We start from the raw sequence: 20,311 nt of genomic DNA, 5'->3' as shown, positions 1-20,311 counted from the left end.
AGGCGGAGAACGAGTCGGGGAAGGTGGCCCTGACGAGGGACTCCCTGGGACGGGTGGTGGCCGAGAAACAGGCGGAGGGGGAGGTGACGTCGCGCTACTCGCCTTCTGGCCACCGTATGGAGGTGGAGAGCAGCCTGGGCGCGCACCAGAAGCTGCTGCGGGACGCACTCGGGACGGTAAGGGGGGTGACGTACAGCTCACCCGGCAGGCCGGAGTGGGCGGTCCGCATGGAGCGGGACGCGGGCGGGCTGGAGGTGTCGCGGTGGATGCCGGGCGGGGTGGTAGCCACCTGGAAGCATGACGAGGCGGGCCGCCCCACGGAGCGGCGCACCCTGGTGGGCGGTGGGACGGTGGCCCAACGCACCTGGCGCTGGCGTCCCGAGGGACAGCTGGCGGCCATGTCGGACGCGGCGCATGGCCACACCGAGTACGTCCATGACGCCTGGGGACGGCTGGTGGGGGAGAGACTGCCCGACGGCAGCCTCCAGCACCGGGCCATGGACGCGGTGGGCAACCTCTACCGACACCCCGGGATGAAGGACAGGCGCTACGGCCCGGGTGGACGGCTGCGGGAAGCGGATGGCACCCGTTACACCCATGACGCCGATGGCAACCTGACGGAGAAATACACGCCCGAGGGCACCTGGCGTTATGGCTGGAATGGAGCGGGCCTGCTCTCCGAAGTGCAGCGGCCGGATGGCCTGCGCGTGCACCTGGAATACGACGCGCTGGCCCGGCGCACGAGGAAGGTGGTGCTGGGCACGGAAGCGGAGGATCGGCCAGTACCCAAGCGCGAGGTGCGCTTCCTATGGGACGGAGATGTGCCCCTGCACGAGGTGGCCTCCTCCGAAGACGTCACCACCTGGCTGTTCGAGCCGGAGAGCTTCGCCCCACTGGCCAGGGAGGACGCCACGGGGCGCTACGCCGTGGTGGCGGACCACCTGGGTGCCCCCACTGAGATGTATGACGAGCTGGGGCAGCTTGCCTGGCGGATGCAACTGGACGCCTTTGGTGTGGGCAAGGCCGACGTGGCCCTGAAGCCGTGCCCCTGGCGCTGGCCGGGACAGTACGAGGACGAGGAGACAGGCCTCCTCTACAACCGCTTCCGCTACTACGACGCCTACGCCGGGCGCTACATCAGCCAGGACCCACTGGGGCTCGCCGCCGGGCCCCGCCTCTATGGCTACCCCGTGGATCCGCTCTCCGCCACCGACCCCTTGGGGCTGAGTGAATGTGATAATGCCGCAAAGAAAGTAAAACCCTTCGATATCGTTCCGTATCGTCCCACCAACTCCGGCTTGGAGCACCACCATGGCGTACTGGATGTATGGGCCAGCAAAAACATTGCAGGCTATATCTCCAGAGCCAGCGACTCCGTTTCCATGGCCCTGACGAAGACACAACACGACGCCACAAAAGCCGTATACAGGGAGTGGCTATTCGAACGGACCGGAAAGCGCGTGGGAGGAGCCGTGGATTGGTCCAGTGTTTCACCACGGGAGGCCCAAGCACTGAGTGAAAGAATGTTTGATGCGGCTGGCGTTCCCGCAGCAGCGCGCTCCGAGTATTACCAGGCATTCAATAGGTATATCCATGGCCTCTGATCATCCTGAAATCGATGCACTCGTCGAAGCCATCCGAAAGAAAAATGATTGCGTCGTGCGTCCCCCCGCCGGACTTCCGACCCCTCGCGCCGACCATCAGGTCCCCGGCGATCTGCTCCACTTCTATAATCGGTGCGGCGGATGCATCCTCTGGTCGTCGGCGCCCTACTCAGTAGAGATTGTAGCGCCGGGCGGGGTAGCTCGAAGCAACCCGGAAATAATTGGCGAGGAAGCGCCTGATGACATCACCGATTCCTGGTACATCATCGGGCGAAGCAGCTCTGGGGAGGCCATCAGCATTGATCTGGCTTCCTCCAGGCTCGGCAAGTGTTATGACAGCTTCTGGGATCGGCATGGTGTGCCGGGAAGCTGCCCTGTCATTGCTCGCTCTTTCACGGAGCTCTTGCGTCACCTCCTTGATGCACGCGGGGAGCATTGGTATTGGCTTCGCCCGGATTTCACTCCTCTGGGTGACGCCTATGCCGAGCAGTGAGGGCCCGCCGCGCTCCAGCTTTGCGCTCCTTCCCAAGAGTCCTTTCTAGAAATCGCTCCAAGAACGAGCAACAGCAAGATTCAAGCAAACAAAACCGATGACAGTTCCACCACTCGAGGTATTCGGAAAGCTTTTGATGACGCGTGTTCGCGATGAATCCATAGAACAATGGGATGGCCTCATTGCCGGACAATTGAAGGGAAACACCGCCGCGAGAGTAAATGAACTACTCGCTGGCTGGAGCGATGAGCAACGGGCGGTTTTGAATGCCTTGGTACCCGCGATCGTCGACACGACATTGCATCACCTGCTCTGGACCATTGAACAAGAGGAGACGGTATCCTTATCGATGATCGAGGGACCACAGCTTCGAGATGTGAGTGATGGCCTTGCTGGCGATCTCATTGGCTGGAAGAAGCGATACAGCAAGCAACGAGACTTTTGAAACAGGCATCTACTGCCGCACGAGGAGTCCTCCTCCAAAAACGTCCCCACCTGACAGCTTGAGCCGGAGGGCTTCGCCCCACCGGCCAGGGAGGACGCCACCGGGCGCTGAGCCACGAGCAACGCGGACAATATGCCCTCACCGTATCACTGACGACCAGGGCCCCGAGTCTCGAAAGGAGACGCCCGGACGTATGGTGTAACGGAAGTCAGTTGAATGTTCCTATATCTTACTGTGAGAACAATGGGATGGCCCGACATCCCCACCTCTAGTTCCAGGATCTGCCATGCCACTCTTCACCATGTGCGGGCACGACAACGATCTGAGCTTCTTCAAAGATAGAAATGATGTGAAGCGATGTTCGTCCTGCGGATTATTGGTAGCCAAGTGGAAAGAGAACCTCAGCGTCGTATCTGTCCCGCGGCGTTTACGGTACGACGTGTCGAGCAGCTACGATGGTGTCGTTGTCGTGTCGCAGCGCTTCCGCGATGTCTATGAGCGTACCGGTCTGACGGGTCTGGAGTTCACTCCGCTCACCGGCGGCTACTTCGCTCTGCGGGCGACCCATACCGTGGTCTTCGACTCGGCCAGGCGCGGGACGCGATTCGTCAAGAAATGTGACGCATGCGGCCAGTACGAATCGGTGGCTGGCGCGGCCCCAGCGTTCTTGGTGGATGGCGAGGCGATCGGCGAACTGGCATTCGCACGCACGGACTTGGAGTTTGGGTCCGGAGATGAGAGGGCTCCGGTGTTCGTCTGCGGCGCTCGTGCCGCCGAGGCCCTCCGAGGGGCGAAGCTGAAGGGGATGGACTTGGAGAAGGTTGAAGGCACATGAACCGGACGCCTTCGTAAGCACTCAGCAACACCCTGTGGAGCTTCCCTTCATGAGAATTTCAATCGGGCAAATCTACACAAAACCCGGTGTGAGCTTTCCTTTTTCGCATCGAATGCAGCGTTGGCTGGGAGAAGAGTTGTCGTCTGCTGCCAACGCCGCCGCCGAGTTCGAAAAGAAGTATGGCACCGGCTTCAATCTCGTGGTTCGTGTCAGTGCGGACACACAAATATCGGACAATCAGATAAAAGGGCCGACCGTCTTCAAGAGAGACAAGGATGTAGAATTCACCGTGTTCCTTCCATTCGATATCATTGTCGCGTCGGCGGGAGGATGTCGCGTTGCCGTGGATTATCTTCTGGGTGGAATCCGCACAGTCTTCCAGCAGGCTGGTATCGGCCTCGAAAGGTTGGATGAGAAAAAGGCGTTCATCCTCGAGCACATCTGTTCGGATCCGACGATGCTCACCATGCCTTGGCCCCACGGTTGAGGACAGGAAAACGGCACATCCAGCCTACATTCCGCACATCGCGAAGCTGCTTTCGTACTGATTTCAAAGGCGGCTCAATCAGGGCAGGCCTCAAATAATCGGGCCTCCGCTTGAAGCTCGAAGCTCGTTGATGGAAGGAGGACTCCACGGGGCGCTACGCCGTGGTGACGGACCACCTGGGCGCTCCCACCGAGATAGCTGGGGCAGAGCGCCTGGCGGATGCAACTGGACGCCTTCGGCGTGGGCAGGGCCGACGTGGCCCTGAAGCCGTGCCCCTGGCGCTGGCAGGCTTGATTCAAAGTCCTACGATAGAAAGAAGTCATCCCACCCGGCCCTACGGGAGAAGTGTAGTCCCGCCTACAGGTGCCCACTGCGGCGAGCAGCCGCGGGCTGATCGCGTGGGAGAGCAGCGGCAGCAGGGGTTGAGAGCAGGGGCGGTCAGGTTCACGGGCCCCTGCCTCACGAAGGAGTGCGCCGGTGCACAGTCCAAAGCGTTGGCACCTTTCCTTCAGTGGTCATTCCCCTGTGGGCGCAAGATGCACCCCCGGAACCTTCATGGGGGACATGCATGAGCAAGAGACCGATCCGGATCATCCAGTGGGGTTGTGGACTGATGGGGCAGATCCTCATCCGCACCCTGCGCGAGAAGGGCGGCGAGCTGGTGGGGGCCATCGACCACAACGCGGCACGCCGGGACCGGGACGCGGGTGAGGTCGCGGGCCTCGGGCCCCTGGGCGTCCGCATCCACCCTCCCGAGAAGGCCGAGGCCGTCTTGCGCGAGGCCCGCGCCGACGTGTGCATCCTGTGCACGCGCAGCACCATGGCCGAGATGGCGGACGCCCTGCGCATGGCCGCCCGTCACGGCGTCAACGCCATCACCATCGGTGAGGAGGCGTTCTACCCCTGGACCACCTCGAAGGCGCTGACCGAGGAGCTGGACCAGTTGGCCAAGGCCAACGCCTGCACCCTCACCGGCTCGGGCTACCAGGACGTGTTCTGGGCCAACCTCATCACCGTGCTGGCCGGCTCCACCCAGCGCATCGACCGCATCGTGGGGCTGACCCAGTACAACGCCGATGACTACGGGAGCGCCGTGGCCCAGAAGCATGGCGTCGGGCTCGACCTGGACACCTTCGCCACGAAGATTGGCGCCAGCAGCGCGCCCTCCTACGTCTGGAATTCCAATGAGTGGCTGTGCGCCCGGTTCGGCTGGCGCATTCGCGACATGTCCCAGCAATTGCTGCCCACCACCCACACCGCTTCCCTGCGCTCGCCGAGCATGGGCCTCGAGATTCCCGCCGGGCATGCCACGGGCATGAAGGCGGTGGTGGTGACGGAGACGCACGAGGGCCCCGTCATCGAGACGCACTGCGTGGGCAAGCTCTACGCACCCGGCGAGGTGGACCTCAACGAGTGGACGCTCCGGGGCGAGCCCGACACCACGGTGACCATCCGCCAGCCGGCCACGCCCGCGCTCACGTGTGCCGTGGTGCTCAACCGGTTGCCCCAGCTGCTGTCCGCGCCCGCGGGCTTCGTCACCACCGACCGCTTCGAGCCCGCGCCCTACGTCACCCGCCTGGAGACGCCGGCGTAGCCCCCGCGCCAGCGGCTCGAGCCGTACGCCGGTGCACATTCCCGGGGGCGGGCGCGCTTCCGCCCCCGTGCATTGGCCCGGCTCCATGCTAGAGGCGTCCGGGAATGCAGCTCTACGAGCCCACGGCGACGGCCTTCCTGCTCACCGCGCTCGGTGTGCTGATGGGCGGGAGCGCGCTCTTCAGCCGTGCCGCCGGACGTTTCGGCGTCCCCGTGGCCCTGCTCTTCATCCTCCTGGGCGTGCTGGGCGGCTCCGAGGGCCTGGGTGGCATCGCCTTCGAGAACTACGGCTTCACCTTCCGGCTGGGCACCGTGGCGCTGGTGCTCATCCTCTTCGACGGTGGCCTCAACACCCCGCTGTCCGCGATGCGCCAGGGCCTCAAGCCCGCGGCGCTGCTGGCCACCGTGGGCGTCATGGGCACGGCGGCCGTCACCGGTGTGGCCGCGCACCTCTTCGGCTTCGAGTGGAAGCAGGCCCTGCTGCTCGGCGCCATCGTCTCCTCCACGGACGCGGCGGCCGTCTTCTCCGTGCTGCGCGGCAGTGGCCTGCACCTCAAGCGCCGGGTGGGCGTGACGCTGGAACTGGAGTCCGGCCTCAATGACCCCATGGCCGTCATCCTCACCATGGCGCTCACCGGGGCGCTCGTGAGCGGCGAGCCCCTGGGCTGGCACATCCTGCTGGAGGCCGCCGTGCAGATGGGGGTGGGCGCGGCCCTGGGCGTGGGCTTCGGCTACGCGGGCCGGCTCCTGCTCACGCGCGTGCACCTGGCCGCCGGTGGCCTCTACCCCGTGCTCACCCTGGCGCTGGCCTTCCTCGCCTTCGGCCTGCCCACGCTCTTCAACGGCAGCGGCTTCCTCTCCGTGTACGTCGCCGCCGTCGTCATGGGCAACCAGTCCTTCCCCTACCGCAGTGGCCTGTTGCGCGTGCATGACGCCATGGCGTGGCTCGCCCAGGTATGCATGTTCCTCATGCTCGGCCTGCTCGCCTTCCCCACCAGGCTCGTGGAGGTGGCCTGGGTGGGGACGGGCATGGGCCTGGTGCTGGCCTTCCTCGCCCGGCCCCTCGTGGTGATGCTGTGCCTGCTGCCCTTCCGCTTCCCCCTGAAGGAGTCCGTCTACGTGGGCTGGGTGGGCCTGCGCGGCGCGGTGCCCATCATCCTCGCCACCTTCCCCGTGCTGGCCCGGGCCCCGGGGGCCTTCTCCATCTTCAACGTGGTGTTCTTCATCGTGGTCGTCAACACGCTCGTCCCCGGCGCCACCGTGCCGTGGCTCACGCGCTGGCTGGGGCTCGTCTCGCTCGCGCCGCCTCCGCCCCCGGCCGCGCTGGAGCTGACGTCCATGTACCAGCTCGACGGCGAGGTGGTGCCCTTCTACGTGGACCCCGCCTCGGCCGTGGCGGGCGCCACCATCGCCGAGCTGCCCCTTCCCGGCTCCGCCGTGGTGACGCTCATCTTGCGCGGCAAGGAGCTGGTGCCCGCCAAGGGCGCCACCCAGCTGCTGCCCGGCGACCACGTCTACGTCTTCTGCAAGCCCGCGGAGCTGGCCGAGGTCCACCTCCTCCTCGGCCAGCAGATGGACGAGTGAGCCGGCCGCTCAGGCCGACTTCTTCTGTTTCTGCTCGTCCTTCTCGAAGAGCTCCTGCAAATCCTGTCGCGCCGCCTTCGCCAGCTCGGTGAGCTTCTTCACGTCCTTGTGGTGCATGTACGAGGTGCGCAGCAGCGCCTCGTCGTGCTCGCGGAAGCGGTCCATCGCCGTCTTGGCCTCCGACCAGGTGAGGCCCAGCTCCTGGAGGATGCCGCCCGTCATCTCCAGGCTGCCCGCGTACGTCTCGCGCATGACGTGGTGGATGCCCAGGTTCATCAACTGGTAGGCGTGCTGCCGGTTGCGGGCCCGCGCGAAGATGGTGAGGTGCGGGAAGTGCTGAATCACCGTCTCCGCCGTGCGCACCGAGGCCTCCACGTCGTCGATGGCCAGCACGAACACCCGGGCCTTGTCCGCCCGCGCCGCCCGCAGCAAGTCCAGCCGGGAGGCGTCCCCGTAATGGATTTTCGTGTTGCCGAACTTCTTGAGGAAGTCGATGTGCTCGGGGCTGGCGTCCAGGGCGGTGAAGCCGATGTGCTTGACGTGCAGCAGCCGGCCCACCACCTGCCCCACGCGGCCGAAGCCCGCGATGATGACGGGGTGGTCCTCCTCGGCCGCCACGTCGAAGTCGCGCTGCTCCTTCTTGTGGAAGCGCGGCCGGACGAAGCGGTCATACACGAGGAAGAGCACCGGGGTGACGGCCATGGAGAGGCTCACCACCACCACGAGCAGGTCCGCCAGCTCCCGCTCCATCACCCGGAAGCCCACCGCGAGCCCGAAGAGCACGAAGGCGAACTCGCCGCCCTGGGAGATGACCACCGCCAGGCTCAACGACGGCTCGTTGCTCTTGAAGGCCCACCGGCCCAGCGCGTAGAGCACCAGCGCCTTGGCCAGCACCAGCCCGAGCACCAGCGCCACCACGCGCACCGGGCCGCTGGCCAGCAGGCCGATGTTCACCGACATGCCCACCGCGATGAAGAAGAGGCCCAGCAGCAGGCCCTTGAAGGGCTCGATGTCCGCCTCCAGCTCGTGGCGGTACTCGGAGTCCGCCAGCAGCACACCGGCGAGGAAGGCGCCCAGCGCCATGGACAGCCCCACCTTGCTCACCAGCAGCGCGGTGCCCACCACCAGCAGCAGCGCCGTGGCGGTGAAGAGCTCCTGGCTGTGCAGCGAGGCGACGAAGCGGAACACCGGCCGCAGCACGTAGCGGCCTCCCAGCACCACGCCCGCCAGCACCCCCACCACCTTGAGCGCCGACACCCACCCGGGCTCCGTCGACTGCGCCACCGGCTCGCCCAGGAAGGGCAGCAGCGCCAGCAGCGGGATGACGGCCAGGTCCTGGAACAGGAGGATGCCGAAGGAGGCCCGCCCGTGCTCCGTGGTCAGCTCGTTCTTCTCCGCGAGCAGCTGCAGCGCGAAGGCGGTGGAGGACAGCGACAGCCCCAGGCCGGCGATGAGCGCGGTGGCCGGCTTCAGCCCGAGCGCCATGCCCACCGCCGCCAGCACCGCCCCCGTGGCCACCACCTGCACCCCGCCCAGGCCGAACACCGACTTGCGCAGCTCCCACAGGCGCGAGGGCTGCAGCTCCAGGCCGATGATGAACAGGAACAGCACCACGCCCAGCTCGGCGAAGTGCAGGATGCTCTCCACGTCGGAGATGAGCCCCACGCCCCACGGCCCGATGACCATGCCCGCCGCGAGGTAGCCGAGCACCGAGCCCAGCCCCAGCCGCTTGAAGATGGGAACGGACACCACCGCGGCCGCCAGGAAGATGAGCGCCTGTTGCAAGAAGGACATGGCCCCCTTCATGACATTGCCGCTCGAAAGAGGGCAAGGCGCGTGGTCGTTGAAAGGGGGCCCGGTGGAATGGCACCCGGGCCCTTTCCTGTTGGTTTCACCTCATACATCGGACCCGACCCATTCATGCCGCTTCATTCCTTCGACACACCGGGCCGCGGCCATCGTCCAATGTATCGTTCAGGAGCATCACGGCCCGGTCTCCGTGGGCAACGGACCCGAGGGTGGAGCCGGGGTCCGGGTATATCTCCCGGCCGAGGGGGAGCCGAGTGCAGCGCCGCATCCTGGTAGCCGATGACGAGCCGGCGGTCCGCTTCGGCCTCCGCCACTTCTTCGAGGCACACGGCCTGGAAGTGGTGGAGGCGCGGACGTGCCATGAGGCGCGCGAGCTCTTCCGCGGCTACCGGCCGGACCTGGTGCTGCTGGACTACCGTCTGGCGGATGGCACCGCGTTGGAGTTGCTCCCGGAGATGCGGGCGATGGACCCCTCCATCCCCGTGCTGGTGCTCACCGCGCACGTCTCCATCGAGACGGCCATCCAGGTCATCAAGCTGGGCGCGGAGCACTTCCTTCCCAAGCCGGTGGACCTGCCCACCCTGTGGGTGATGGTGGAGCGGCTGCTGGAGACCCAGCGCACCCGCCGCCAGCAGGAGGCCCTGGCCGCCAGCCGGGCCGAGGAGCTCAACCCCTTCCTGGGCACCAGCCGCCTCATCCGCGAGCTGGAGGCCACCGCCCGCCGCGTGCTGGACAGCGACCGCCCCGTGCTCCTCCAGGGCGAGACGGGCAGTGGCAAGGGCGTGCTCGCCCAGTGGCTGCACCTGCACGGCCCCCGGGGCGGCGGCCCCCTCGTGCAGCTCAACTGCGCCGGGCTGCTGCCGCAGTTCCTCGAGACGGAGCTCTTCGGCCACGAGCGCGGCGCCTTCACCAGCGCCGTCAGCCGCAAGCACGGCCTGCTGGAGGTGGCGCACCGCGGCACCGTCTTCCTCGACGAGATGGGTGACATGGACCTGCAGGTGCAGCCCAAGCTCCTCAAGGTGCTGGAGGAGAAGCGCTTCCGCCGGCTGGGCGAGGTGGAGGACCGCTCGGTGGACGTGCGCCTCATCGCCGCCACCCACCAGGACCTGGCCGAGGCCGTGCGCACGCACCGCTTCCGCGGCGACCTCTACTTCCGCATCAGCACCCTGCCGCTGCACCTGCCCGCGCTGCGCGAGCGGCCCGAGGACATCCCCGTCATCGCCCGGGAGCTGCTCGTGCGGCTCTCCCGCGAGCTGGGCCGCCCCGGGTTGGACCTCACGCCCCAGGCCGAGGCCGCCCTGCGCGCCTGGCCCTGGCCCGGCAACCTGCGCGAGCTGCGCAACGTGCTCGAGCGCGCCGTGCTCCTCGCCTCCACCCCCACCCTGCGCCTGGATGACCTGCGCTTCAACCACGCCATGGCGCGGGCGCTCTCTCCCTCGCCGCTGGAACCCCGGGGGCCCGCGTGCGAGGACTCGGAGTTGGAGCTGACGCTGCGGGAGGTGGAGCGCCGCCACATCGAGCGCGTGCTCGCCGCCGAGGGCGGACACGTGGAGCGGGCGGCCAGGCGGCTCGGCATTCCCCGCAGCTCGCTGTACCAGAAGCTCAAGAGCCTGGGCCTGTCGTCCAAAGTCTAGAATCCAGATTCCAGCGGGAGGTGCGGGCGGCCTCCCCTCGCTTGCTCCGCGTGGAGGCGAGGGGAGAAGCGGGGCGGCATGTCTGGATTCTGGAATCTGGAATCCAGCGGCTGGACAGAGCGCGCGAGGGGGGCGCCCCGGGACGCAATTCCAGGGAGTTGTCATCCGCCGAACAATGGCGTGGGGATTGCTGTTGACGCGGGCAGATGAATCCCGAGTTGGAGAAGGTTCACGCCGTCTTCCTCACCGAGACGGAAGAGCAGCTCGTCAGCCTGGAGCAGGAGCTGTTGGCGCTGGAGGCGTCTCCTGGACCGGAGACCTTGCGAGCGGTCTTCCGTACCGTCCACACCCTGAAGGGCGGTACCGCCGTCATGGGCTACACGGCGGCGGTGGAGCTGGCCCACACGCTGGAGGAGCTGCTCACCCGGCTGGAGGCCGGGGTGCTGGTGTTGCACTCGGGGCTGGGGACACTGCTGCTGCAGTCGGTGGACGCGCTGCGCGAGCGGGTGGGCCTGCGGCCCGTGACCGAGCCGGACCTGCGCCTGCCGGCCAGTGACGTGCACAGCCTGCTGGCCTCCACGGTGGCGGCCTCGCGGCCCATGGGCCAGGGTCCGGCGTCCGGGGGCGCGGAGTGGCACGGGCCCGGGGCGTCCGCCGGGCCCGCCGAGCCGTCCCCGGCCCGCGAGCGCACGCTGCGCGTGGGGTTGGACCGGCTGGACCGGATGTTGGATCTCACCGGGGAGATCGCCATCGCGCGCGGGCGGCTCGCCACCCTGCTGGCCCAGGCGCACCGCTACACGCCCGAGCAACTGCTGGAGGCGCACCGCGAGGCGGATGCGCTCTACCTGGACCTGCAGGAGCTGGTGATGAAGGTGCGGATGGTGCCCATCGGCCGCACCTTCCAGCCCTTCACGCGCACGGTGAGGGACTTGTGCCTGGCCACCGGCAAGCGGGTGCGGCTGGAGATGAGCGGCCAGGAGGTGGAGGTGGACACCACCGTCACCGAGCTCATCCGGGATCCGCTCACCCACCTCATCCGCAACGCGATGGACCACGGGATGGAGACGCCCGAGGTGCGCGAGGCGCAGGGCAAGGAGCCCACCGGCACGCTCGCGCTGCGCGCCTGCCACGAGGCGGGCAACATCATCATCCATGTGTCCGACGACGGAGCCGGGCTGGACCGGGCGCGCATCCTGGCGCGGGCGCGCGAGCGCGGGCTGGTGGGCCCGGAGGAGACGCCGGAGGACGACGCGCTCTTCCGCCTCATCTTCGAGCCGGGCTTCTCCACCGCCGAGCGCGTCACGGAGCTGTCGGGACGCGGCGTGGGCATGGACGTGGTGAAGCGCAACGTGGAGCAGCTGCGCGGCACCATCACCGTGGACACCGCGCCCGGCAAGGGCACCACCTTCGGCCTGCGCCTGCCGCTCACCCTCTCCATCATCGAGGGCTTCTCGGTGGGGATGGGGGAGGAGACGTACGTGATTCCGCTGGAGCACGTGGTGGAGTGCGTGGAGCTGCCGCCCGGCGAGTGCCGCCCCGGCCGCACCGGCGTCTTCAACCTGCGGGGCGAGCCGCTGCCCTACCTGCGCCTGCGCGAGCACTTCTCGCTCGGGGGCGAGCCGCCGCCGCGCGAGAGCATCGTCGTCATCGGCTATGGCCGGCGCCGGGCGGGCATCGCGGTGGATACGCTGCTCGGCCAGGGCCAGACGGTCATCAAACCCCTGGGCAAGCCGTGCCAGGGCCTGCCCGGGCTGGCCGGCTCCACGCTGCTGGGCGATGGCCGGGTGGCCCTCATCCTGGACGTGCCCGCGCTCCTGCAACAAGCATTGAAGGCCGTCCCCGCTGCCGCCGTGGCCTGAACCTCGCTGCTCTCCGGAGTCGCCATGACCTGGTTCAACAACCTGAAGATCGCCTCCAAACTGCTCGTCGCCGTCCTCCTGCTGTGCGTCAACGCCGCCGTGCTGGGGACGGTGGCCATCCAGCAGCTGGAGCAGATACGCCTCGCGTCCGAGGAGGTGACCCAGAGCTGGTTGCCGGGCATCCGTTTCATCTCGGATGCCAACACCCACCTCGGCGCGCTCCGCAACACGGAGCTGCTGCTCCTCTCCTCGGCGGATGCCGCCCAGAAGGACGGGCTGGAGCGGCGGATGCGCGAGGCGGACGAGGCCCTCCGGCACGACTTCGAGCAGTACGCGCCGACCATCGTGCTGGAAACGGATCGCCGCTTGTTCGAGGAGGCCCGGGCGCGGTTGCGGGACTACAGGGCGGAGCACGAGAAGCTCGTCCTCCTCGCCCAGCAGGGGACGGACACCGCGGAGCGGCTCCTCGGCGCCAGGGAGCGCACCCGGGTGGCCTATGACGCCCTCTCGGCGAAGCTGGATGAGCTGGTGGCGCTCAACCTCCAGGCCGGAAAGGACGCCACCGGGCGCGCCAACGCCGCCCATGAGGAGATGAAGCGCTCGATGTTCTTCATGTGCGTGCTCTCCGGCGTCCTCTTCGTGGTCATCGGCGTGATGCTGTCCCGCTCCATCTCCCGGCCGCTGAGCGACGCGGTGGGGGTGGCGGACCGCATCGCCGGCGGAGACCTCTCCGTTCACATCGACGTGCGGCGCGAGGACGAGGTGGGGCGGCTGCTGGCCTCCATGCAGCGCATGGTGCAGAAGCTCTCCCAGGTCATCGGCGAGGTGCGCGAGGGCGCCAACGCCCTGGCCTCGGCCTCCTCCCAGCTCTCGGCCTCCTCGCAGAACCTGGCCCAGGGCAACAGCGAGCAGGCCAGCAGCGTGGAGGAGACCACCTCCAGCCTGGAGCAGATGACGGCCAGCATCGGACAGAACCGCGGCCACGGCCATCAGATGGAGCAGATGGCCGTGCAGGGCGCCAGGGACGCGGAGGAGGGGGGCCGGGCGGTGCGGGAGACGGTGGAGGCCATGGGCTCCATCGCGGAGAAGATCTCCATCATCGAGGAGATCGCCTACCAGACGAACCTGCTGGCGCTCAACGCGGCCATCGAGGCGGCGAGGGCGGGAGAGCACGGCAAGGGCTTCGCGGTGGTGGCCACGGAGGTGCGCAAGCTGGCGGAGAGGAGCCGGACGGCGGCGAAGGAGATTTCCGGGCTGGCGACGAGTAGCGTGCAGGTGGCGACGCGCTCGGGGCAGTTGCTGGAGGCGCTGGTGCCGTCGATTCGCAAGACGGCGGACCTGGTGCAGGAGGTGGTGGCGGCGTCGGCGGAGCAGACCAGTGGCGTGACGCAGATGAGCAAGGCGATGCAGCACGTGGGAGCGGTGACGCAGCGCAACGCGTCGGCGTCCGAGGAGCTGGCGTCCACGGCGGAGGAGGTGTCCTCGCAGGCGGAGGCGCTCCGCGAGCTGGTGTCCTTCTTCCAGCTCGAGGCGGACACCGAGCGCTCCTGGCGCCGGGTGTCCCCGCCTCCTTCCACCGGGCGGCCGGGTGGGCGGGTTGCCTCCGCGGGGCGTGGGTTGAAGGCCGCGGCGGAGGGCCTGGGCTCCATGACCCCGGCCACCCGGGTTCCCGTTCCCTCCGCGCTCCCGGACGAGGACCGCGAGTTCAAGCGTTTCTAGAGGCCCACCGTGATGAAGACACAGACGCCCGCCGCCTCCACGCAGTACCTCAGCTTCATGCTCGCCGGAGAGGAGTACGCGCTCGGCATCCTGCAGGTGAAGGAGATCATCGAGTACGACACGGTGACGCGCGTGCCGGGGACGCCCTCCTGGGTGAGGGGCGTGTTCAACCTGAGAGGCAGCGTGGTGCCGGTGGTGGACCTGGCGGTGAAGCTGGGCATGGCGCCGTCCACGCTCAGCCGGTGGAGCTGCATCGTGGTGGTGGAGGTGAAGCTGGGCGGCGAGCGCGTGGTGCTGGGACTGCTGGCGGACGCCATCGGACAGGTGATGGAGCTGGAGCCCTCGGCGGTGATGCCGCCGCCCTCCTTCGGCACGCCCGTCCCCGTGGACTACCTGCTGGGCATGGGAAGGTTGGGCACGGGCAGGAAGTTCGTCCTGCTGCTGGACATCGACAAGGTGCTCAGCAGCCAGGAGGTCCTGGCGGCCAGGACGCTCCGGGCCCCGGTGGATGCTTCCTCCAGCACCTCCTGACGAGGCACTTCGCACCATGACCTGGTTCCGCAACCCGAGGAGCTCCTCGAAGCTGCTCGTCGCCTTCGGTGTGGCATGAGCGAGGCGCAGCGGGAAGAGAGCACCTTCGTGCTGCCTCGTGAGTTCGCGCCGCCCACCGAGCGGGAGTTCGCCGGGTACCAGCGGCTCGTCTACCGCGAGGCGGGCATCTGGCTGTCCGAGGCGAAGAAGGCGCTGCTGGTGGGGCGGGTGTCGCGGCGGCTGCGCGAGCTGGGAGGGATGACCTTCGGCGCCTACCTGAAGCGGGCGGAGGAGGACGAGACGGAGCGGGTGCGGCTGCTGGACGCGCTCTGCACGCACGAGACGCACTTCTTCCGCGAGCCCCGGCACTTCGAGCTGCTGGAGCGCGAGGTGCTGCCCCGGTGGCGGGCGCACGGGGACACCGGCACGGGCGAGGGGCGCCGCGTCCGGGTGTGGAGCGCGGGGTGCTCCTCGGGTGAGGAGCCCTTCTCGCTGGCCATGGTGCTGCGCCACCACCTGCCCCCCGAGGAGGGCTGGGACATTCAAATCCTGGCGACGGACCTGTCCACGCGCGTGCTGGAGCGGGCGCGCCAGGCGCTCTGGCCGGTGGACAAGGCGGAGGAGATTCCGAAGCCGTACCTCCGGGCGTACATGCTGCGCGGGGTGGGCAGCCAGGAAGGGAAGATGAAGGCGGGCCCGGAGCTGCGCTCGCTGGTGCGCTTCCAGCGGGTGAACCTGAATGACGGGCGGGGCGTGGTGGGGCGCTTCGATCTCATCTTCTGCCGCAACGTGCTCATCTACTTCGACACGGCCTCGAAGACGCGGGCGGTGGAGCGGTTGCTGAGCCACCTGTCTCCCCAGGGGTTGTTGTTCCTCGGACACTCCGAGAGTCTCACGGGCCCCGGTTGGGGTGTGCGCACGGTGATTCCCACCGTCTATGCGCCGAGGCCCTTGACCCGGGATGCCACCCGGCGAGGGTGAGGCATGGCTCCCGTGTTGCGAGTGCTCGTGGTGGATGACTCGGCGGTGGTGCGGCAGGGCGTGCTCTCGCTCCTGCAGCACGTGCCGGGCATGGTGGTGGAGGTGGCGTCGGATCCGCTCATCGCGAAGCAGAAGATGAAGAGCCAGCGGCCGGACGTCATCCTGCTGGACCTGGAGATGCCACGCATGGACGGGCTGACGTTCCTGCGCGAGCTGATGCGGGAGCAGGAGCCGGTGCCGGTGGTGGTGTGCTCGGGACTGGCGGGGCCGGGGACCGAGACGGCGGTGCGCGCGCTGCAGGAGGGCGCGTTGGAGATCATCCCCAAGCCGCAGCTGGGTGTCGGCGAGTTCCTGCGCGAGTCCCGGGCGCGGCTGGTGCGCTCGCTACGGGACGCGGCCCGGGCCCGCTCGCGGCTGGTGCGGCGGGGGACTCCGGTGAAGGAGGAGCCGGAGCGGCCACCGCCCTCGATGCTGACGGTGACGACGGACCGGGTGGTGGCGGTGGGGGCCTCCACGGGCGGCACGGAAGCGCTGCGGCAGTTGCTGGAGCGGATGCCTCCGGACTGCCCGGGCATCGTCATCGTGCAGCACATGCCGGAGCAGTTCACGTCGGCCTTCGCGAAGCGCTTGCACCAGCTGTGCCGCATCGAGGTGAAGGAGGCGGAGCAGGGAGACCGGGTGCAGCAGGGCCGGGCGCTCATCGCGCCGGGCAACCGGCACCTGCGGGTGCGGCGCACCGGCGGCCACTACCAGGTGGAGCTGATGGACGGAGGGCGGGTGTCCGGCCACAAGCCGAGCGTGGACGTGTTGTTCCAGTCGGTGGCGCGAGCGGCGGGGGAGAACGCCATCGGCGTGTTGCTGACGGGGATGGGCGAGGACGGCGCGGACGGGCTGCTGGCGATGAAGCAGGCGGGCGCGGACACGCTCGCCCAGGACGAGGCGAGCTGCGTGGTGTTCGGCATGCCGCGGGCGGCCATCCAACGGGGCGCGGTGGACGAGGTCGTCTCCATCACGGGGATGACGGACGCGGTGCTGCGCCGCGCCCGCCGCGTCCGCGTGCACTGATTCATGACGACGACTCATGACGACACCGCGTCCATTTCCCCTCGCCCTCCGGGAGAGGGGATATTGAGGGGATATGGGTCAGCTCAAGGACCCTTCTTGTCTCCAGGCGCCGGGGGCGCGACATAGCCCCCCTTGGAGAGCCGCTCGGCGCTGCGCTCGTAGACCTCGGCGGGGTGCTCGCGAACGCCCGTGGCATCCGCCCACCGGTTGTAGAAGTTGAAGAGCGCGCAGACGGTGATGGCGTCATACACGGCCTCGTCCGTCCAGCCCGCCGCCTTCACGGCCTCCACGTCCTCCTGCCGGATGTGCTCCGGCTCGCGATTCACCTTCTCCAGGAAACGGAACAGCACCCGCTCGGCCTCCGGAATGGGAGCCGTGTCGAGGTTCTCCAGGATGGCCTGGACCTTCTGCTCATCGCCCAGCATTCGCGCCGCGACCGCGGCGTGGGAGTTCGTTCAAAACACACACTGGTTGCGCCGCGAGGTGAAGGCGGCGATCAGCTCGCGCATGCCCGCGGGCAGCGGCGAGGGCCCACGCATCGCCGCCTGGGTGAACTGCGCCAGCGCCTCCGTCATCTCCGGCTTGAACGCGAACAGGTACCAGAGCCCGGAGGGCGCCGCTCCGCTGCCGCGCGCGCGCCGGATGAGCTCCGAGTAGGAACCCGTGCCTTCGTGCGTCTCGACGTCCTTGAGGAACATGCGCCCAGTGTACCAGAGCGGCCCGGAAGCCTCAGTCCTCCTGGATGGGCTCGAAGCGGATGGCCGTGCCGTGCGGGCGCACGAAGTAGAGGTGCACGGTGACGGTGGGGAAGGCCTTGCGCAGCTCCGAGGCGGCGGTGCGCAGGTCCGTGAGCTGCTGCTCGGCGACGAAGTCCGCACCGAGCGAACCGTGGCGGGTCTGGTAGTAGCCGCAGCCGGCATGGGCCAGCAGCAGCACCTCGGAGATGTGGTGGCCGCGGATGAGGAAGTGCGCCGCGCGCGTCACCATGTCGCTCTCCAGGTAGTCGGCGGACCACCGGTTGAGCAGCCCGGGGCCTCCCGGGAGCGTCAGCGTGTCGATGCGGTCATGGCCCAAGTGCTTCGCCAGGTCCTCCACCGCGTCCGTGAAGCGTCCGTCCGAGCAGTAGACGGCGAGCACGTGGGGGTGGGTGGCCTCGTAGGGGACGTGTGAGATGAAGGGCGGAGCGGACATGTCCCCAGGCTACTCCGGGCCAAGCCGCCCGCCAGCCAACCAGGATGGACTCTGACGGCCCCAGCCCTGTTCATGCCATGGTCCTGTCCGCTGCTGCTGCCGAGTGGAGTCCTTCTGGCAGGGAGGGTGGAGCACGGGAATGGACGAACAGGCCATCTTGCAAAAGGTTGAGCACTGGTATCGGACAGGAGCCGAGCAGGCACTTGCCGAGGTTCTGCCCTGGCTCGAACGCTGGCTTCCCATTCCCCAGGGAGTCGTATGCGCTCTCGGTGCCGCGGAGGTGGAGGCCCTGCGCATGGAGGTGCTCGAGGAATTGTTGGTGGGTAATCCGGAGCAACCCCCCCGGTTGTTGGGGGCGGAACGGCCTCGTGCCTTCGCCCGGGTCGTCTTCAAGAATCGTCTGTGGGATGCCCTTCAGGCACAGGTGCGTGAGCCGGACGTCCGTGACTCCGGTATTGCCGCCGAGATCGCCGCACGGACCCATGCGCGAGGCCCACCAGATATCGAACTCCTGCTGGAGGACAGGGAGGAGCAGTTGCGACTCCAGCATGCCGTGGAGGCGCTGGCCTCGTTCCGGCTCGATGAGCGTGCGGCGCTGCTGCTCTTGCACTCGCCCGACCGGCTCTCCAATGCGGACTGGGACGGTCTTGCCCTCAGGCACCCACCGCCTCCACCCGAGCGGCCAGAGCAGGTGCTCGACCGGAGTGAGATTGCCACCCTGCTCTATCCCCAAGCCCCTCCTGAGCAGGCCTACGAGCGCACGGGAAAGCTCATCCAGAGGGCTTACGGCAAGCTGCGCCGCGTGCTCGGCGTACCCGACGAGGCCGAAGAGAAGGAGATGCCATGACCGCACCCGCCAGGCTACCCGACAATGTCCATGCCCTGCGGCGGGGCTGGCAACGGGAGAAGCATGTGCTCAAGCACCTGTATCGGTGGACCGAGCGCTGGGACTTCATCGTCGAGGGCTTGCCTTCCCACCTGCGTGAGCGAGCCCTCCAGGCGGGGTGCTCCCTCATCGACCGCGTGCAGCGGGGTTCGGAGCGCCGTGAGCTCGTGGCTCCCTCCTGCAGGCAACTCCTGCAGAAGGACCATGATGCATTCTACATGCCCACCTACATGCGCTCCGTCGACACGGCGCGTGCCAGAGGGCGTGCCAAGTCCCTGGGTCCCTCCAGTGGGCGGCTTTTCCTCGTGGGCGACAATGGGGTGCTGGTTGTCGTGACGGAGGGTTTCGATCAACGCCCATCCCGGGTGCTCTCGGCCTATCGCTACCACGGCCTGCCTCCCGAGCAGCACCGTCCCGAGAAGTTCGTCGAAGCGGCCGTGGACTACTGGCGGGACAAGAAGGTGCTGTCCGAGGGCGCCCTGGCGAAGGCGCGGGCGCTTCAGGATGACGAGGAGTCCCCATGAGCACGACTCATCCCTGGATTTCCTCCGCCCAGGAGGAACTGCTGGAGCTGGAACTGCGGCACGCGGCGCGAGGGCTCGAGCCTCGTGCCGCCTACCGGGTGCTCGTTCTCGAGGCACGCCTCGCCCAGGCCCGTGCCGCTGGATGGGAGGCCGGGCTTCGTCGCGGCCAGGAGGAGCTGGCGCGTCTTGCCGCTTCGGCCGCGGCGCTGCCCGACCCGCGTCTGCTGCTCGAGCGCCTCGAGGCGCTCCTGCTCGGCGACGAGGACCCCTTCGGGGAATTGATGGATGCCCTGCTCGACGTGGACAACGCGGCAACGGTCGATGATGCCCTCGGCCGCACGCAGGCGGCTCGCGAGCTGGTGCTCATGGCGGATGCACGGGTCTCGCTTTGCCCGGCCCGTGTTGGCGCGTTGGGAGAGCTGGCCGAGCAGCGTCTCGAGACCCTGTCTGGACAGGCGAGTGTCTGGAGCCTCTGGCAGACGGTCGCGCAGGCGGCCGTTCAGGCCGTGGCCGAGGTGTTGCCTCCTGTCACCCCGGCTCCGGACTCGCTGTCCCGCAGCCGCCTGCTCGCGCGGCTGCGCAAGGCGCGCATCGTGGAGGATGTGTCGGCGGCCCCCCTTCTCGCGCCCCTGTTCGCCGTGGCGGCGGCGGAGGGGCGTGAGCCTGGCGTGGAGACATTCTCCCAGGGGGCGGTGGACCTCTACCTGGAGGACGGAGAGGTGCGTGTGCTGGTGGCGCTGCCCCGGGGGAAGAAGCCCGTGGGAGACGTGGCGCTTCGCGTGAGCATGGAGGAGCGCTCCATCACCTGGAGCTTCCGTATCTGGAACTGGTCGAAGTCGGCCGTCATCGCGCGCCTCGGGAAGGTCGAGGAGTTGCGCGAGCGGCTGCGGCGCGAGGGCTTCTCCGCGCCCCTGACACGGCTCCAGTTCATGGTGAGCCTGGCCCTGGAGGACGTCCGCGATGATGACACGTGAGACGTGGGCGCTTGCCCGCGCGGTGCTAAGAGGCGAGGGCGGGGCTCCCAGGATTCCTCCTCTGCGGGTCGCGCTCGCGTCGGCCCTCCCACGGGTC

The 20,311-nt window shown here is 68.1% G+C and carries 20 protein-coding genes; 16 read left to right on the top strand and 4 right to left on the bottom strand.

Features of this window, described 5'->3' with window-relative positions:
• From AC16DP_RS01860 to AC16DP_RS01830, 7 genes are all read left to right on the top strand, one after another.
• Positions 1–1,604, top strand: a 1,604-nt coding sequence (locus AC16DP_RS01860) for an RHS repeat-associated core domain-containing protein (RefSeq protein WP_483956604.1), incomplete at its 5' end; no start/stop codon positions are given.
• The gene (locus AC16DP_RS01855) at positions 1,594–2,097 is read left to right on the top strand and encodes an SMI1/KNR4 family protein (protein ID WP_329725918.1); all 504 of its coding nucleotides are present in this window, start codon (positions 1,594–1,596) and stop codon (positions 2,095–2,097) included. The genes AC16DP_RS01860 and AC16DP_RS01855, both read left to right, overlap by 11 nt.
• Positions 2,098–2,233: 136 nt before the next feature.
• Positions 2,234–2,542: a hypothetical protein gene (locus tag AC16DP_RS01850; RefSeq protein WP_329725919.1), complete on the top strand. Its 309-nt coding sequence runs from the start codon at positions 2,234–2,236 to the stop codon at positions 2,540–2,542.
• 286 nt (positions 2,543–2,828) lie between these two features.
• A complete protein-coding gene (locus AC16DP_RS01845) occupies positions 2,829–3,377 on the top strand; it encodes a hypothetical protein (protein ID WP_329725920.1) in 549 nt (182 codons plus the stop codon).
• Between the two features lie 49 nt (positions 3,378–3,426).
• Positions 3,427–3,864 carry a hypothetical protein gene (locus AC16DP_RS01840; protein ID WP_329725921.1) on the top strand — a complete coding sequence of 146 codons (438 nt, stop codon included), beginning with the start codon at positions 3,427–3,429 and terminating at the stop codon, positions 3,862–3,864.
• 568 nt (positions 3,865–4,432) lie between these two features.
• Positions 4,433–5,458, top strand: coding sequence for an NAD(P)H-dependent amine dehydrogenase family protein (locus AC16DP_RS01835; RefSeq protein ID WP_329725922.1), 1,026 nt, complete (start codon positions 4,433–4,435; stop codon positions 5,456–5,458).
• Between the two features lie 104 nt (positions 5,459–5,562).
• Entirely contained in the window at positions 5,563–7,041 is a 1,479-nt protein-coding gene (locus tag AC16DP_RS01830; protein WP_329725923.1) for a potassium/proton antiporter, read from the top strand.
• Between the two features lie 9 nt (positions 7,042–7,050).
• Here AC16DP_RS01830 and kefC read toward each other — a convergent pair whose 3' ends face one another.
• Entirely contained in the window at positions 7,051–8,835 is a 1,785-nt protein-coding gene (gene kefC / locus AC16DP_RS01825; RefSeq protein WP_329725924.1) for a glutathione-regulated potassium-efflux system protein KefC, read from the bottom strand.
• 269 nt (positions 8,836–9,104) lie between these two features.
• Here kefC and AC16DP_RS01820 point away from each other — a divergent pair, with 269 nt between their 5' ends.
• From AC16DP_RS01820 to AC16DP_RS01795, 6 genes are all read left to right on the top strand, one after another.
• Positions 9,105–10,484, top strand: coding sequence for a sigma-54-dependent transcriptional regulator (locus AC16DP_RS01820; RefSeq protein WP_329725925.1), 1,380 nt, complete (start codon positions 9,105–9,107; stop codon positions 10,482–10,484).
• Positions 10,485–10,690: 206 nt separating this feature from the next.
• Positions 10,691–12,343 (top strand): chemotaxis protein CheA, encoded by a 1,653-nt coding sequence (locus AC16DP_RS01815; protein WP_329725926.1) that lies wholly within the window; start codon positions 10,691–10,693, stop codon positions 12,341–12,343.
• A 24-nt stretch (positions 12,344–12,367) separates the two neighbouring features.
• The gene (locus AC16DP_RS01810) at positions 12,368–14,062 is read left to right on the top strand and encodes a methyl-accepting chemotaxis protein (RefSeq protein WP_329725927.1); all 1,695 of its coding nucleotides are present in this window, start codon (positions 12,368–12,370) and stop codon (positions 14,060–14,062) included.
• A gap of 12 nt (positions 14,063–14,074) precedes the next feature.
• Entirely contained in the window at positions 14,075–14,593 is a 519-nt protein-coding gene (locus AC16DP_RS01805; protein WP_329726041.1) for a chemotaxis protein CheW, read from the top strand.
• Positions 14,594–14,668: 75 nt separating this feature from the next.
• Positions 14,669–15,574 carry a CheR family methyltransferase gene (locus AC16DP_RS01800; RefSeq protein WP_329725928.1) on the top strand — a complete coding sequence of 302 codons (906 nt, stop codon included), beginning with the start codon at positions 14,669–14,671 and terminating at the stop codon, positions 15,572–15,574.
• Positions 15,575–15,577: 3 nt separating this feature from the next.
• Positions 15,578–16,639: a protein-glutamate methylesterase/protein-glutamine glutaminase gene (locus AC16DP_RS01795; protein WP_329725929.1), complete on the top strand. Its 1,062-nt coding sequence runs from the start codon at positions 15,578–15,580 to the stop codon at positions 16,637–16,639.
• An 83-nt stretch (positions 16,640–16,722) separates the two neighbouring features.
• Here AC16DP_RS01795 and AC16DP_RS01790 read toward each other — a convergent pair whose 3' ends face one another.
• The 3 genes from AC16DP_RS01790 to AC16DP_RS01780 are packed head-to-tail and all read right to left on the bottom strand — an operon-like array spanning position 16,723 to position 17,830.
• A complete protein-coding gene (locus AC16DP_RS01790) occupies positions 16,723–17,064 on the bottom strand; it encodes a carboxymuconolactone decarboxylase family protein (protein WP_329725930.1) in 342 nt (113 codons plus the stop codon).
• A gap of 30 nt (positions 17,065–17,094) precedes the next feature.
• Positions 17,095–17,337, bottom strand: coding sequence for a carboxymuconolactone decarboxylase family protein (locus AC16DP_RS01785; protein WP_329725931.1), 243 nt, complete (start codon positions 17,335–17,337; stop codon positions 17,095–17,097).
• Positions 17,338–17,368: 31 nt separating this feature from the next.
• Positions 17,369–17,830 (bottom strand): carbonic anhydrase, encoded by a 462-nt coding sequence (locus tag AC16DP_RS01780; RefSeq protein WP_329725932.1) that lies wholly within the window; start codon positions 17,828–17,830, stop codon positions 17,369–17,371.
• 139 nt (positions 17,831–17,969) lie between these two features.
• On the opposite strand from AC16DP_RS01780, the gene AC16DP_RS01775 reads away from it, so the two are divergent.
• The 3 genes from AC16DP_RS01775 to AC16DP_RS01765 are packed head-to-tail and all read left to right on the top strand — an operon-like array spanning position 17,970 to position 20,214.
• Positions 17,970–18,677 carry a hypothetical protein gene (locus tag AC16DP_RS01775; RefSeq protein ID WP_329725933.1) on the top strand — a complete coding sequence of 236 codons (708 nt, stop codon included), beginning with the start codon at positions 17,970–17,972 and terminating at the stop codon, positions 18,675–18,677.
• Positions 18,674–19,240, top strand: a complete 567-nt coding sequence (locus AC16DP_RS01770) for a hypothetical protein (protein ID WP_329725934.1) — start codon at positions 18,674–18,676, stop codon at positions 19,238–19,240. The genes AC16DP_RS01775 and AC16DP_RS01770 overlap by 4 nt, the downstream gene beginning before the upstream one ends.
• On the top strand, positions 19,237–20,214 hold the full coding sequence (locus AC16DP_RS01765; RefSeq protein ID WP_329725935.1) for a hypothetical protein: 978 nt from the start codon (positions 19,237–19,239) through the stop codon (positions 20,212–20,214). The genes AC16DP_RS01770 and AC16DP_RS01765 overlap by 4 nt, the downstream gene beginning before the upstream one ends.
• The last annotated feature ends 97 nt before the right edge of the window (positions 20,215–20,311 follow it).

Source organism: Archangium sp., from assembly GCF_057119385.1.
Note: the sequence above shows the minus strand (reverse complement) of the source record. Positions and strands in the feature narration are given on the sequence as shown.